This window comes from Natronorubrum marinum (assembly GCF_052040125.1).
Lineage (GTDB): Archaea > Halobacteriota > Halobacteria > Halobacteriales > Natrialbaceae > Natronorubrum.
This window is the reverse complement of record NZ_JBPPFV010000002.1, coordinates 1124569-1138555: the sequence shown is the minus strand read 5'-3', so window position 1 is coordinate 1138555 and position 13987 is coordinate 1124569. Positions and strand designations below refer to the sequence as shown.

General features: G+C 65.7%; 12 protein-coding genes. 9 read left to right on the top strand and 3 right to left on the bottom strand.

What is annotated here, in order from left to right:
- Window positions 1–294: 294 nt before the first annotated feature.
- The 6 genes from ACSFC5_RS15335 to ACSFC5_RS15310 all read left to right on the top strand — a co-directional run bounded on the left by ACSFC5_RS15335 (window position 295) and on the right by ACSFC5_RS15310 (window position 8797).
- Window positions 295–1038 carry a hypothetical protein gene (locus tag ACSFC5_RS15335; RefSeq protein ID WP_440766108.1) on the top strand — a complete coding sequence of 248 codons (744 nt, stop codon included), beginning with the start codon at window positions 295–297 and terminating at the stop codon, window positions 1036–1038.
- Window positions 1038–1367, top strand: coding sequence for a DUF8156 family protein (locus ACSFC5_RS15330; RefSeq protein ID WP_440766107.1), 330 nt, complete (start codon window positions 1038–1040; stop codon window positions 1365–1367). The genes ACSFC5_RS15335 and ACSFC5_RS15330 overlap by 1 nt, the downstream gene beginning before the upstream one ends.
- The gene (locus ACSFC5_RS15325) at window positions 1364–3622 is read left to right on the top strand and encodes a type B DNA-directed DNA polymerase (RefSeq protein WP_440766106.1); all 2259 of its coding nucleotides are present in this window, start codon (window positions 1364–1366) and stop codon (window positions 3620–3622) included. The genes ACSFC5_RS15330 and ACSFC5_RS15325 overlap by 4 nt, the downstream gene beginning before the upstream one ends.
- 147 nt (window positions 3623–3769) lie before the next feature.
- Window positions 3770–6661, top strand: coding sequence for a PAS domain-containing protein (locus tag ACSFC5_RS15320; protein WP_440766105.1), 2892 nt, complete (start codon window positions 3770–3772; stop codon window positions 6659–6661).
- Window positions 6654–7118 (top strand): response regulator, encoded by a 465-nt coding sequence (locus tag ACSFC5_RS15315; protein WP_440766104.1) that lies wholly within the window; start codon window positions 6654–6656, stop codon window positions 7116–7118. The genes ACSFC5_RS15320 and ACSFC5_RS15315 overlap by 8 nt, the downstream gene beginning before the upstream one ends.
- Window positions 7115–8797, top strand: coding sequence for a bacterio-opsin activator domain-containing protein (locus ACSFC5_RS15310; protein ID WP_440766103.1), 1683 nt, complete (start codon window positions 7115–7117; stop codon window positions 8795–8797). The genes ACSFC5_RS15315 and ACSFC5_RS15310 overlap by 4 nt, the downstream gene beginning before the upstream one ends.
- Window positions 8798–8808: 11 nt before the next feature.
- Here the strand turns inward: ACSFC5_RS15310 and ACSFC5_RS15305 are convergent, their stop codons facing one another.
- Window positions 8809–9720 (bottom strand): formyltransferase family protein, encoded by a 912-nt coding sequence (locus tag ACSFC5_RS15305; protein WP_440766102.1) that lies wholly within the window; start codon window positions 9718–9720, stop codon window positions 8809–8811.
- A gap of 181 nt (window positions 9721–9901) precedes the next feature.
- Between ACSFC5_RS15305 and ACSFC5_RS15300 the strand changes: the two genes are divergently transcribed.
- Window positions 9902–10069, top strand: a complete 168-nt coding sequence (locus ACSFC5_RS15300) for a hypothetical protein (protein WP_440766101.1) — start codon at window positions 9902–9904, stop codon at window positions 10067–10069.
- 30 nt (window positions 10070–10099) lie between these two features.
- Here ACSFC5_RS15300 and arcS read toward each other — a convergent pair whose 3' ends face one another.
- Window positions 10100–11857: an archaeosine synthase subunit alpha gene (arcS, locus tag ACSFC5_RS15295; protein WP_440766100.1), complete on the bottom strand. Its 1758-nt coding sequence runs from the start codon at window positions 11855–11857 to the stop codon at window positions 10100–10102.
- Window positions 11858–12029: 172 nt separating this feature from the next.
- Between arcS and ACSFC5_RS15290 the strand changes: the two genes are divergently transcribed.
- Window positions 12030–12947, top strand: coding sequence for an EamA family transporter (locus ACSFC5_RS15290; RefSeq protein ID WP_440766099.1), 918 nt, complete (start codon window positions 12030–12032; stop codon window positions 12945–12947).
- 45 nt (window positions 12948–12992) lie between these two features.
- Here the strand turns inward: ACSFC5_RS15290 and ACSFC5_RS15285 are convergent, their stop codons facing one another.
- Window positions 12993–13355, bottom strand: coding sequence for a TRAM domain-containing protein (locus tag ACSFC5_RS15285; RefSeq protein WP_440766098.1), 363 nt, complete (start codon window positions 13353–13355; stop codon window positions 12993–12995).
- Between the two features lie 297 nt (window positions 13356–13652).
- Between ACSFC5_RS15285 and ACSFC5_RS15280 the strand changes: the two genes are divergently transcribed.
- Window positions 13653–13973, top strand: coding sequence for a HalOD1 output domain-containing protein (locus ACSFC5_RS15280; protein WP_440766097.1), 321 nt, complete (start codon window positions 13653–13655; stop codon window positions 13971–13973).
- Window positions 13974–13987: the final 14 nt, after the last annotated feature.

Sequence of the window (13987 nt, the reverse complement as noted above, 5' to 3'; positions counted from 1 at the left end):
CGAACGGTTGTGAAAGACCGTCCTGTACGCGAACGAGAGCCCGCGGCACGGAGGGCAGGTGGTAGTTTCGGAGAGTCGCTCCGCAACCATTCTTTTCACCCAGGCTATTGGTAACGTATCTGGTGGTAACCCGTCCCGCTGTCGTCGACTGGACATCTTTTCGGAATTGATCCCGAGCGACGTGAATCGCCTCGAGACAGCCCCTTCTAGGCCCGATTGGCGGTACATCTCCACTTTCGGAATTACGGAAACGGTGCTCCGCCGCTTATCTACGGTCCGCTCGAGTCTCCGTCCATGGACGCTCACACGCCCGCGTTCGGACTCGAGTTCGAGCCGGGACTGACGCTGCTCGAGGTACCGTCAGCCGGATCGACGGCCCTCCATCGACTCGTCGGGGATCGACTGGCCGAATCTGCCACCGAGGGAGACTCCGGGATGAACGCTACAGCGTACTGGATCGACGCCCGAAACACGGCCGCGACGCAGGTGCTCTACGACTGCGTCCCGAGCGACCGAGCGCTCGAACCCCTGCAGGTCGCCCGGGCGTTTACGGCCTACCAGCACCACTCGCTGGTTCGGCGAGTCACGCAGCGAGCGGGACCGGAGACGGCGCTGATCGTCGCGCCGAACGTCGCCAGCCTCTATCACGATGCTGACCTGCCTGAGTGGGAACGCGAGGACCTGCTCGCTGCGTCGCTCGAGACGCTCGCCGAACTGGGTCGCGTACTTTCCTGCCCCGTCCTGGCGACGAGCGCGGACGAGAACCGCGCTGGCACGGTCGCGGAGTACGCAGAGGCGGTTATCGAGTGCGTTCGTACGCGCGAAGGGATTCGACTCGAGCGCTCGAGCGACGAGTGCGCGGAACCGACGGACGACGACGGCGAAACGGAACCCGTCATCGACGACACGGCGGGCTACTGGCACGGAACCCATTGGCAGACGACGATCCCGTACTGGGTCGACCTCTACGGCGCCGTTGCGGAGGGACAGTCCGTCGTCGAGGCCCACGACCGTGGACTCCTCGAGGTGACGCCCTGATGGGCCGAACGAACCCGACCTACCGTGACGCGCTCCGGGGACTCGAGTCCGAGTGGAACCCGATGCGCCGCGCGCTCCGACGGGAGTACCAGGCGGATTTCGATCGGCTGTTCGACCGGGGCCGCACGTTCGCCGACGCGGCGGGCTACGCGAACCCGACGGATCCCGAACGGGCGCTGTTGTTGTCGCTAGCGCTGGCCCATGAGGTCGAACTGCGGCGGCTGCGGGCGGAACTCGAGGAACGCGAGGAACGCGAACAGCGCGACGACCGGACGGCACCCGGGGAGCGAGACGGACGGCCGACGGACGGGGGTGACGACCGCGAATGAGCCGACCGGATCCCTACGCGTTCGAGTTCGAGGACGGGGCCGTCCGAGAGTGGCGACTGACCGATACGGGTGCCGAGTCGACGCTCGTCGAGAACTACACGCCCGCGCTGTTCGTCTCGGGGCCCGACGACGCGCTCGCGGACCTGCGGGCGCGCCTCGAGTCCGATCCTAAGGTCGCCGAGACGCGAGTGGAGCGGTGGGCGACGGACCTCCACGAGGCCCACGTCGACGAGCGAAGCGAGTTGCTACGGGTCGACTGCGAGCGTATCGACGACGTTCGCCAACTCGCCCGCGAGATCCGCGGTGTCCACGAGTCGGGCACCCACGCGCCGGGCACGTTCCGGCTGTTCGACGTCGATCTCGAGCCCGGCTTTCGGTACTCTCTCGACCGCGGGATCGATCCCACGCCGACGCGGGAGTTGCGGACGCTCCGGCTCGAACTCGCGGATCACTCGCTGGCCGACGGTGACGTTTCCGCGCTCCGAATCGAGGGGAAACCGATCGCTGGTGAGGACGGCGGCGGTGATCCGCAGTCGGCGCTCGAGACGCTCCGAACCCGCATCGGGCGCGGGGACCCGGACGTGCTCGTCGTCAGCCACGGCGAGCTGATTCCGCTGCTCTCCGAACGGGCGGGGGAACTGGGATTCGAAGCCGACGAGTTCCACCTCGGGCGAGCGCCGGGCTGGACGCAGTTGGCGGGCGAGAACACCTACGAGAGCTACGGGCGGGTCGGTCACTCGCCGGCGCGGTATCGGATTCCGGGCCGGGCGATCGTCGACACCTCGAACAGCTTCCTCTGGAACCAGTCGGGGTTGGCGGGACTCGAGTACATGGTCGAGCAGACGGGTCGACCCATACAGGAGGCCGCCTGGGGGAGCATCGGCACGCTGTTGACTTCGCGCCAGATCCGATTCGCTCGCCGCGAGTGGGCGGTCCTCGCACCCCAGAACAAGTGGGAGCCCGAACGGTTTTCGGACGTGCGGACGCTGCACGCGGCGGACCGGGGCGGGTTCACATTCGAACCCGAAGTCGGCTTCCACGAGGACGTCCACGAAATCGACTTCGCGTCGCTGTACCCCCGGATCATCTGCGAACGCGGGATCAGCCCGGAGACGGTCGACTGCGCCCACGACGCGGGCGATTTCGTCCACGACAGCCACCGCGTGCCGGAGCTCGGGTACGAGGTCTGCGAGCACGTTCCCGAAGCGACCGACGGCGACACGGCCTTTCTCCCTACCGTCCTCGAGCCCCTACTTTCGGATCGGGCAGATATCAAGGACCGACTTGCCGACGATTTCGACGATGGCCTCGCCGAATCGGAGGCGAGGCGACTTCGGGCCGAGTCGGGCGCGATCAAGTGGGTCCTCGTCTCCTGCTTCGGCTATCAGGGCTACCGAAACGCCAAGTACGGTCGAATCGAGTGTCACGAGGCGATCAACGCTTACGCCCGCGACATCGCGCTGACGGCTAAACGCCGACTCGAGGACGCGGGCTGGCGGATCGTCCACGGGATCGTCGACAGCCTCTGGGTGACGCCGCGCGAGGGCGTCGAGCCGGAGCCGCTCGAGGCCGTCATCGACGAGGTCTCCGCGGCGGTCGGGATCCCGCTCGAGCACGACGGCAGCTACGAGTGGGTCTGTTTCGTCCCGTTGCGCGATTCGATCCCGGACGGGCCAGACGAGGGGGCGGGGGCGTTCGAATCCGGATCGGCGGGGGCGCTCACGAAGTACTTCGGCAAGCGGGAGTCGGGCGCGTACAAGTTCCGCGGCATCGAGCTTCGCCAGCGGAGCACCCCGGCGTTCGTCGCCGAAAGCCAGCGCGCGTTCGTCGAGGCGCTCGACCGCGAGGGCGACCCCGAAGCCGTCTGCGACGTCCTCGAGCGTCGACTTAGCTCGCTTCGCCGTGGTGACGTCGATTCGAGCGACCTCGAGATCACAACCCGGGTGTCGAAGCCGCTATCGGCGTACCGAAAACGGATGCGGACCGTGGCGGCGCTCGAGCGATACGAGCGCCGCGGAATCGACCGCCAGCCCGGGCAGTCGGTCCGGTACGTCGTCGCGGACGACGACGCCAGCGGGCCCGAGCGGGTTCGGCTCCCCTTCGAAGCGGGGGGCGAATACGATACCGACTACTACGCGAGCCAACTCGTCCGGGCCTGCGAAAGCGTCGTCTCGCCGCTCGGCTGGGACCGTTCGCGGATTCGACGCGCGGCGTCCGACGGCCGACTGCTGACGCTGTCCGCGTTCGTCGACTGATCGCGAGGAACCCGTTCGTTCGACCGCCGAGTAGCCGACGCAGCCGTCGCCGCTCGAGACTGTTCAGAGCCGATGACCCTGACCACGAACGGTGCGTTCGAGCACTACATTTATACACGTCAGCCGACTTGTGCATAGCAATCGATTATGGCAACCTCCGACCCGCCGACAGGGCAACTTCGATCTCGTATCCGACAACAGGAGGTCGTCACCGAACTTGGACAACTGGCACTCGAGTCGTCCGATCTCGATCAGTTTCTGGACGACGCCGTCGCTGCCGTTCGAGAGATGCTCGACGCGGATCGTTGCGGGATGTTCGAAGTACTTTCCGATGGAAACGCGGTCGCGCTCGGACACGGCGTCGGCTGGCGAGACGGCGCGGTCGGTTCGGCGACGGTCCCCGCCCGCTCGACGGACTCAATGGGACTCGCGCTCGAGACCGACGAAGCGGTCGTCGCCGACGATATCGCGACGACCGAAGGGCTCTCGACGTCGCCGTTGCTCGCTAGCCACGACGTCACGAGCGCCGTTAGCGTCGGTGTTAACACCGATGAAAACGAGCCGTGGGGCGTCCTCGGCGTCTATACGACGGCGAAACGGGAGTTTGCGGACCACGAAATTTCGTTCGTCCGAAACGTCGCGGACGTCGTCGCGTCCGCGATCGAGAACCTGCAGACGCGTCGGAGCCTCGAGACCGACCTCGAGACGACGATCGATCGGTTCACGGACGCGTTCATCGGTGTCGATGCCGACTGGCGGGTCACCTACGTCAACGATCGGGCGCGGGAGCTGACCGACCGCGAGGACGACGAACTCATCGGTGCGACCCTTTGGGAAGCGTTCCCCACGACCGTCGAATCGGCGTTCGAGCGGGAGTACCGACGGGCGATGGCGACCCAGGAGCCGACGGTCTTCGAAGAGTACTACCCGCCGCTCGAGACTTGGTTCGAAGTCACCGCCTCCCCCTCCGAGACGGGGCTATCGATCTCCTTTCGGGGTGCCAGCGATCGCGACGCCACGCAGCGGGAACTGCAAGCGAACAATCGGACGCTCCAGCGGCTGTACGCGATCACGGCCGATCGCGAACTGAGTTTCGACGAGAAGACGCGGGAACTGCTCGACCTCGGCCGCGAACGACTGGGCCTCGAGGTCGGATTCATGGCCGATATCGACGAACGCAACGACCGGTTCGAGGTCGTCCACTCCAGCGGCGACGACGAGCGGTTACAGCCCGGATCGGTGACGCAGCTGTCGGACACCTACTGTCGGCGGACGATCGAGGAAGACGAGTTGCTCGTGCTCACCAACGCGCCCGTCGAGGGGTGGGCCGACGATCACGCCTACCAGAAGTGGGAGTTCGACAGCTATCTGGGCGGGCAGCTTCGCGTCGACGGCGAACCGTACGGCACGCTGTGTTTCGCCGACGATGCCCCCCGTTCGACCTCGTTTACGCCCGCCGAACGGAGCTTTGTCGAACTGCTCACCCAGTGGCTCAGCTACGAACTCGAGCGCGAACACCACCAGCGCGAACTCGAGGAGAGCGAACGGCGCTACCGGACGCTGGTCGAACAGTTCCCCAACGGGATCGTAGCGCTGTTCGACGAGGAGCTTCGATACATGCTCGGCGGGGGGCAGATCCTCGACGAAATCGGCATCTCGATCGACGACTTCGTCGGACAGACGATTTACGATCGGTACGACGGCGAGACGCTGGAGGCGTTCGAGTCGAACTTTCGGGCCGCGCTGTCGGGCGAGCGGACCAGTTTCGAGTACGGCATCCACGGCCGGGAGTGGCTCGCTCACACCGTGCCGGTCGAAGACGACCGCGGCGAGGTGTTCGCCGGGATGATTATGGTCCAGGACGTCACCGAGCGCAACGAGCAGGAACGACAACTCCGCGAGCGAGAGGCCCGCCTCGACCGGTTCAAGGCGTACACCGACGATATCTTGGACGCGGTCGACGACGTGTTCTACGTCATCGGCGAGGACGGCTCGTTCCAGCGCTGGAACGAAACGCTGTGTGCCGTAACGGGCTACTCCGACGCCGAGGTCGACTCGATGACGCCGCTCGAGTTCTTCGAGGGCGACGATCGAGGGCGGATCGAGAACGCGATCCAGGAGGTGTTCGAGACCGGACACGCTCGCGTCGAAGCCGACGTTGTCACGAAAGGCGGCGAGACGATTCCCTACGAGTTCGCCGCGAGCACGCTCGAGAACCCCGACGGCAGGCCCGTTCTGACCGGGATCGGTCGCGATATCTCCGATCGACGGGCGGACCAGCGCAGGCTCGAGGAGCTCGTGGACGAACTCGAGGAGTCGAACGAGCGACTCGAGCAGTTCGCCTACGCCGCCAGCCACGACCTCCAGGAGCCGCTGCGGATGGTCGCGAGCTACCTGACGCTCGTCGATCAGCGGTACGCAGACGAACTCGACGAGGACGCCGACGAGTTCATCGGGTACGCCGTCGACGGCGCGAAACGGATGCAGGAGATGATCGACGGCCTGCTCGCCTACTCGCGAGTCGACACGCAGGGCGATCCCTTCGAGGTCGTCGACTGCGAGGCCGTTCTCGAGGACGTACTGACGGATCTCGAGGTGCGGATCGAGGAGACCGACGCCGACATCACGGTGGAGCCGCTCCCCGAGGTGTACGGCGATCCCGGCCAGCTTCGACAGGTGTTCCAGAACCTACTGGACAACGCGATTACATATTCCGGCGACGAGGCCCCACGTATATCCGTGTTCGCCGAGAAGGACGGACAAGAGTGGCGTCTTTCAGTTCGCGATCGGGGTATCGGGATCGACCCGGCCGATACGGAGCGTATCTTCCAGGTGTTCGATCGGCTGCACAGCGTCGAGGAGTACGCTGGAACCGGGATCGGACTCGCACTCTGTCAGCGCATCGTCGAGCGACACGACGGCGATATTCGCGTCGCCTCGACGCCGGACGAGGGGGCGACGTTTACCCTAACGCTTCCGGCACCGCCGGAATCCGAGGCGACGACTGAACCGACGGGCACACCAACCACCAATGAGTAATTCGAGACCATTCAAGCCTGAACCAGCACAGATCCTCCTGGTAGAGGACAACCCGGGGGACGTTCGACTGACGGAGGAAGCGTTCAAGCAGGGCCGCATCGAGAACGATCTTCACGTCGTCTCCGACGGGAACGAGGCCCTCGAGTTCCTCTACCGACGCGGCGAGTACGACGACGCGCCCCGGCCGGATCTCATCCTGCTGGACCTCAACTTGCCCCGAAAGGACGGCGAGGAGGTCCTCGAGGAACTGAAAGGGGATTCGGAACTGCGATCGATTCCGGTAATCGTTCTGACCAGCTCTCGGGCCGAAGAGGACGTCGTCAGATCCTACGAACTCCACGCCAACGCCTACCTCACGAAACCGGTCGATCCGGACGACTTCATCGAGACCGTTCGCGCCTTTGAGAAGTTCTGGTTCTCGGTCGTTCGATTGCCGCCGGAGGGTGATCAGGCGTGAGCGAGACGAACACGCAGACCGAAACCGACTCCGAGGCCGAGACGCTGGAGATTCTCCTGATCGAGGACAATCCCGGCGACGCGCGACTGATCCAGGAGATGCTGCGGGGCACCGAAGAGCTCGCCCAACGCGTCAGCCCGGATGAGTCGGCGGGACGAACGCCGGAGATCACTCGCGAAACGCGACTCGAGGACGGTCTCGCGACCCTCGAAGAGCTGGCTACCGACGTCGTCTTGCTCGATCTGAACCTCCCCGACAGCGAAGGGCTCCAGACGCTCGAGTCGGTCCACGCGGCGACCGCGGAAACGCCCATCGTCGTGCTGACCGGCGTCCGCGACCAGCAGGTCGGCGTGCAGGCGATCCAACGGGGCGCACAGGACTTCCTCGTCAAAGACGAGGTGACGAGCGAACTCCTCGTCCGGACGATCCACCACGCGATCGAGCGCGCCCGACAGGAACACGAGCGTCAACGCCAGCGCCAGCAACTCGAGGCGTTCAACCGGCTCAATCGGATCGGCCACGATATCACCCACGCGGTGATCACGACGGAGACGCGAGCCGACTTGGAACAGCGCGTCTGCGACCGACTCGCCGAGTCCGACGCCTATCGGTTCGCGTGGATCGGCAGCGTCAATCCGGGCAGCGACGAAGTGGTGCCGAAGGCGGCGGCCGGCGTCGAAGACGGCTACCTCGACTCGGTCGAGATCAGCGTCGACGAGGACGACGAAGCCGGACAGGGACCGTCCGGAACGGCGATCCGATCCGGCTCGGTCCAGGTTGCGAACAACGTCCAGGACAATCCCTCGTTTGCGCCGTGGCGCGACGCGGCGCTCGAACGCGGCTACCAGTCCTCGGCGGCGATCCCGATCACCCACGAAGACCTCGTCTACGGCGTGTTGAACGTCTACTCGTCGTCGCCGCGCGCGTTCGAGGGGCCGGAGACGACGATCCTCGCCCGGATCGGCGACGTCGTCGCCCACGCGATCACGGCCATCGAGCGCAAGGACGCGCTCGTCAGCGACGCCGTCATCGAACTCGAGTTCCGCGTCGACGAGTTGGCCAAACCGTTGATCCAGCTTTCGACCGAGGATTCCTGTCGGATCGAACTCGAGCAGTTGATCCGGGGCGACGAGACGCTGCTCGCCTACGGCTCGGCCCACGGCGTCGATCAGGAGACGTTCGAGGAGACGATCGCGGAGACCGAGGGGTTCAGCGACGTTCGCTTCCTCGCGGCCAGACGCGACGAGTTCCAGTTCGAACTCGTGGCGCCGGCCGCCGTCTCGCTGTTCGAGACGATCGCGACCCACGGGGGCCGGGTGCAGTCCGCAACGATCGACGACGGCGAGTTCCGCTTCGTCGTCGAACTCTCGCGCGGCCGGGACACCCGCCAGATGATCGAACTCATCAAAGACCAACGCGGCGACGTTACCTACCTCGCCCAGCGCACCAGCGAGCGCAGCGAGCGCAGCGAGTCGGGGTCGAACTCAGTGCTCGAGGACGATCTCACCGAGAAACAACGCGCGGCCCTCGAGACGGCCTACTTCGCGGGGTACTTCGACTGGCCCCGCGAGAGTACCGGCGAGGAGATCTCGGAGCGACTGGGCATCGCGCCCGCGACCTTCAACCAGCACCTCCGGACAGCCGAGCGGAAGTTCTTCGATTCGGTGCTCGGGGAGTAACGCTCGACTGGTCAGTTAGACGACCCTGCCGGCGAATCGACCGTTCGTCTCGAGGATCGCGCGCGCTCGAGTCGCCGTCGAAGACGTCCGAGAAGGTCTCTCGCCAGTACCCGACCCGAAAAGCCGAGCGTCCGTCGCTGGTCGCGTGCGTAGAACTCGCCGAGGTGATCGTCGGGGACGGTCTCGGGTTCGAATTCGGGATCGCACAGGTTCGAAACGCCGACGGACAGGAGACGGATCTGAAGCGCTGCGAGCCGATCGAAGACGTCCCAGAGCGTGTGACAACCGCGGAGCGAGACGTCGTCGTAGGCCACGATCTCCCCGCCGTCGATCGACTCGTCGAGTCGCTGGAGCGTCGCGCCGGCCCGGTCTCGCCCGTCGCGAAAGATCGCGGGCGGACCCACACCTCGATAGCGCCGAATATCCGCGGGATGGAAGCTCAAAACGCCGTGTTCCGGTGCGGTTAGCACGTCGCCGCGGACGAGACCGAACCCGAAGCGGATCGCGACGTCGCAGTCGGCCGCGAGCCGCGAGACGATCTCGTCTGGAAGTTCGCTCCAGCCGTTCTCGGTTCGCGGTTCACAGGGGACGAACTCGGCGTCGGCGAGACAGGCGACGTTCTCGAGGGAGTGACGGTGCCAGAGCCGGTGCTCGTCGCCGAACACCCGCCCGAGCGTTCGTTCGGCGAGAACGAACGTCCACGCCCCCTCGCGCCGGAAGACATCGACGAACTGGACGACGTCCTCGAGTTCGATTCGCGTCTTCCTGTTCCACGACTCGGCTTCGACGTCCGCGTTGGCCGTGTTGTGGACGACGAGCGACACCGTCATGTCACACTCCCGCTCGAGCCGTTCGATCGCACGGACCTGCCACTGATAGCAGAAGGGTTCGGCCAGAATACCGACCGTCAGTGAAGCGGACATATGACATTGTTTTCACATTTACGGTTTTAGTTACCTGCTCCATGAGGGGTGACATACAACCAAAAATCAATCGATAGAACGGATTTATATCCGGATAATCCGTTATTAGGCCAGTATTCGTTCACGTACTCTTCAACGTGTGCGACGCGAACCGTGTTCAGCATTCGAAACGACGAGGGGCGTGGCCACCGAAGGTATCGCCGTGGCCGACGAACGCCGATCCGCGGGCCGCGAGACGGACGAAACAGTCGGCGATCGGTGCGCCGACCGCGAGTGCGACCTCTGCGGCGAGATCGTTCCCGCGGCCGTCTACCGCGAGCACCTGCTCAAATCGTGTCCGGGCCGGTGATGCCTGATCGAGACGGTGGTCGCTTCGTCGTCACTTCTCTTCGACGTGGCGAATTTCGGCGGCGATCCCGCGCGTGCTCTCGCGCATCTCGCGGCCGAACATCTCCGCGCGGCCGACGCCGAACGCCTTCGGCCCCTCGACGACGACCTCATCGCCGACGCGGATCTCTTCGTCGGCGTCGACGATCCCCGGCGCGAGGACGCTTCCGTGCGGAACGAAACCGTCGATTTCGACTCGCTTCGTCGGCACGTCGCTGTCAACCCAGCGTTTCGCCCCCTCGAGGGTGAACGAAAGCGTTCCATACTGGGGGACCATCGTTGCGAGCTGGGTATCTTCCTCGTCGCGGACCTGAATTTTCGGGTAGCGACTCGTCGTCTGCATGTCGGTGAAGAGGTCGTCGCCCGCGCCGTCGCCGAGCAGGTAGTCCGCGATGGCGCGGACGGTATTGTGCTCGCGCTCTCGCTTGGAGTACTTCAGTTGGCCCGACAGCGCACTCGAGAGGTTCGCGAGCGACTCCTCGTCGGTCGGGTGGCCGCCCTCGGGGACGGTGTAGGTAACCTCGAGACCCAGTTCGTCCTCGACGCGGCCGACGATGTCGCGGTAGCCCTCGTCGGGGACGTGAGCGATGATTTCGGGGTAGTCGTTACGCTCGAGATACCGCTGCAGGACGTCGCTGACGAATCGCTTCTCGTCTTCGGACCAGCGGCCCGTGACGACGGTGTCGTAGTGTTGGGCCGGGTAGGTCGTCTCGAGTTCCTGGGGGACGACCCCGATCGGACTCGTCATCGAGACGAGGTGGCCCCGCCACTGGATGGCGTCGTGGAACTGGCGGTGGCTCTGGGACTCGCTGTAGGGTTTCGCCGCCGAGCAGGGAACCAGCACGAGCGGATTCTTGAACCGGTTTCGGTAGCGACTCGTCACCCGGTCCGCGTAGCGCTGGATCTCGACGCGCCGGATCGTATCCGATGTCGCGGCGTTGATCTGAGCGTCACGGAGGATGGGCGTGCGCTCCTCGAGGTAGCCCCACTGGGAATCGAGTTCTCGCATCGCGGCGGTGAGCCACTGGTTCTGCCGGGCCTGGCCCTCGATATAATCCCGGAGGCGGCCGTCTCGAATACGGCGGCGCACGATGGCGAGTTCCGCTTGGAGGGCGTGGGCGTTGTGCTCGGCGCAGTCCTCGCGGGTGAACTCCTCGCGAGGCTGCTGGCAGGCCGGACACGAGCACGGGAGTTCCTCGAGGTCCTCGAGGAAGTACGCCTCGTCGGTCGTCAGGTACCGGCCCTCAGTGCCCTTCACGACGGCCGCGGTCTCGTCGAAGAGGTCGACGCCGGCGTAGGCGAGCACGGCGACGTTGCGCGGCGTGGCGACGCCGGAGAAGTAGAGCGCGGTGTCGGCCGGGATCGCCTCGCGAACGTTCACGACGGCCTCGACGAGCGCCGCGCCGTGGCCCGTGATCGACTGGACGTCGGAGACGGCGTAGGCGTCCGTCCCCTGGTCCGTCGCGCTCTCGCTCGAGACGACCGCGACGCTCGGGTAGTCGACGTCGGGCGAGTCGACGGCGAACGAATCCTGGACTTCCGCGGCGGTGCCGCCGGGGAACGCCCGGTGGGGGAGGACGGTGAGCGTCGACTCGTCGCCCTCGGGAACGGTTCGGTCGGCGCTCCAGAGCGATCCCGCGTCCTCGAGGACATCGTCGACGAGCGCTGGGGTCGTCACGGGCGACTCGAGGCGGAGTTTGCCCACGCGAGCGGCCCCGTCGCGCTCGTGGACTTCGAAGTAATCGGTCATACCTGAACCTGCGAGCGGGAGGGTGAAAGAGGCTGTCGGTCGCGGTTCGCCCCGTTCGCTCGAGTGTGCGTTCCGAACGACGGCGCAGGTGGTTCGAACGACGGCGACTCGAGCGTGCGAGTCGAATCGGTGGTTCGGTGCCGTTATCCAGTCGCCGGCGAAAGCGAGGCGTATGGTGCTCGAGGTGTCGGACTCGCTGCTCGGCGTGCTGTTGGCGAGCGTCGCCGCCGCGGGCTTTGCGGGGCAGTTTCTCTTCGCACGGCTCGGCACGGAGACCGGCGAGGTCACCGACGGAGTGCTCGTCGTCTTAGGCTGTAACATCGCACTGCTCACGCCGCCGGTACTGGTGCTGTACTCGCCGCCCTACGTCGATCTGTTCACGCCCTACTCGGTCGCCTCGTTCGGCGCGGCCGGCCTCGCCGGGATGTTCGTCGCCCGACTGCTGACGTTCAAGAGCATCCAGGAGATCGGCGCGAACCTCACCTCGCCCGTGATCGCCTCGAACGTCTTCTTCGCGACGGTGTTCGCCGTGGTCTTCCTCGAGGAGCAACTGACGGCCGTCCACTTCGCCGGAATCGTCCTGATCGTCGCGGGCATCGCCGTCGTCTCGTGGGAAACCGCGGCCGCCACGGGCCCCGAGCAGTCGATCCGGGAGACCGGCGCGACGCTCGTCGTGCCCCTGGCCGCTGCCGCCTGCATCGGAATCGAGCCGATCTTCATCTCGATGGGACTCGCCGCTGGGACGCCGACGCTGCCCGGAATCGTGGTCATGGCGGGCGTCGCGACGGTCGGCTTCGTCGGCTACCTCCGGTTGACCGACTCGTTGCGGCGGATACCGATCCGCGCCGCCTCTACCGGCTGGTTCGTCGCGGGCGGCGTCTCGACGACCGTCGGCTTCGTCGCCTACTTCGCGGCCCTCGAGATCGCCCCCGTGGTCGTCGTCATGCCGTTACTCCAACTGACGCCGCTGCTCGTGGTGGTTCTCTCGGTGCTGTTCCTGCCGCGGCGACTCGAGCGCGTTACCTGGCCCGTCGGCGTCGCGGCGCTGGTCGTCGTGGTCGGCGCGACGCTCGTCTCGCTGTCGGGGTGAGGTGAGAAAACGGCCCGGCAAAAGGGGGCGGAACCGCATCGCCGCTCAGGCTCGAGCGACGAACGTCGCCGTCGCGGAGGTGTGACCGCGGTTGAACGAGAGGATCTTGATCTCGAGGACGTCGCCGACCGCGACGTCGCTCGGAATCTCCTCGACGAAGACCACGAATCCCTCGATCTTGCAGACGGCCTGTCGCTCGCCGGAGTGGTGTTCGGAGAACTCCTGGACGCCGACCTCCCGGACGTCGCCGATATCGACCGGGGGCTCGCGCTGCTGGGCGTCCTTGTGGCGTTCGTACGACTCCCGTTGCGCTGTCGACTGGCTCCCGCCCCGGAACCGCCTGACCAGCCACGAGCCGAACAGCGCGACGACGATCAGACCGAGCACGAGCGACGTGACCCCGAGCATACGCGAACCAGCCGCCGCCGACACCTTTGCTGTTCTGATGTTCGATCGATCGGTACCGACGGCCGGTCGTCGTCCAGAACTGACGCGGTCACCTCGAGAGATGCCGTTCGGGTTACCGTCGCGACGCCCGTTTGCCCGGCCGAGACCGTCGTAACGGCAATTCTGGGAGGACAAATGGATAGATATACCTCCCGAACCGCAACGAATGTTCGAACTACGGAACTATCGTTCGAATAATTCAGTCAGCGTGGTCGTATCGACGCTACCCTTTTATCCGCCCGCCCGTTTAGGTACGGCGTGAACAAGACATTCATCGGTTCCACTGACAATGGGTTCGACGAGTCCGTGAGCATCGCCGTCGTCACCGCGGTTTCGACCCGGTGCGGCGTTGCTCCGACCGAACTCCCGCCGCTGTACGAGTGGATCGATCCCGATGCGCTAGACGCGCTGTTCAAGCCGACACGACGCGGCGGCCCGCGGTGTGGCGAACTCGAGTTCACCTACGACGGCCACGACATCGTAATCGAGTGCGGCGACGGTCTCGAGATCACGGTGGACGGAACGCCGATGGCGGAACCGATGCCCGCCCAGACGTCGGGTCGACAGGCGACTCGGTGATCGACGGCCGAAAT

Excerpts from the sequence above, each read along its gene's own strand:
- ACSFC5_RS15335 (WP_440766108.1), top strand. The coding sequence starts at position 295 with ATGGACGCTCACACGCCCGCGTTCGGACTCGAGTTCGAGCCGGGACTG.
- ACSFC5_RS15330 (WP_440766107.1), top strand. The coding sequence starts at position 1,038 with ATGGGCCGAACGAACCCGACCTACCGTGACGCGCTCCGGGGACTCGAG.
- ACSFC5_RS15325 (WP_440766106.1), top strand. The coding sequence starts at position 1,364 with ATGAGCCGACCGGATCCCTACGCGTTCGAGTTCGAGGACGGGGCCGTC.
- ACSFC5_RS15320 (WP_440766105.1), top strand. The coding sequence starts at position 3,770 with ATGGCAACCTCCGACCCGCCGACAGGGCAACTTCGATCTCGTATCCGA.
- ACSFC5_RS15315 (WP_440766104.1), top strand. The coding sequence starts at position 6,654 with ATGAGTAATTCGAGACCATTCAAGCCTGAACCAGCACAGATCCTCCTG.
- ACSFC5_RS15305 (WP_440766102.1), bottom strand. The coding sequence starts at position 9,720 with ATGTCCGCTTCACTGACGGTCGGTATTCTGGCCGAACCCTTCTGCTAT.
- arcS (WP_440766100.1), bottom strand. The coding sequence starts at position 11,857 with ATGACCGATTACTTCGAAGTCCACGAGCGCGACGGGGCCGCTCGCGTG.
- ACSFC5_RS15290 (WP_440766099.1), top strand. The coding sequence starts at position 12,030 with ATGGTGCTCGAGGTGTCGGACTCGCTGCTCGGCGTGCTGTTGGCGAGC.
- ACSFC5_RS15285 (WP_440766098.1), bottom strand. The coding sequence starts at position 13,355 with ATGCTCGGGGTCACGTCGCTCGTGCTCGGTCTGATCGTCGTCGCGCTG.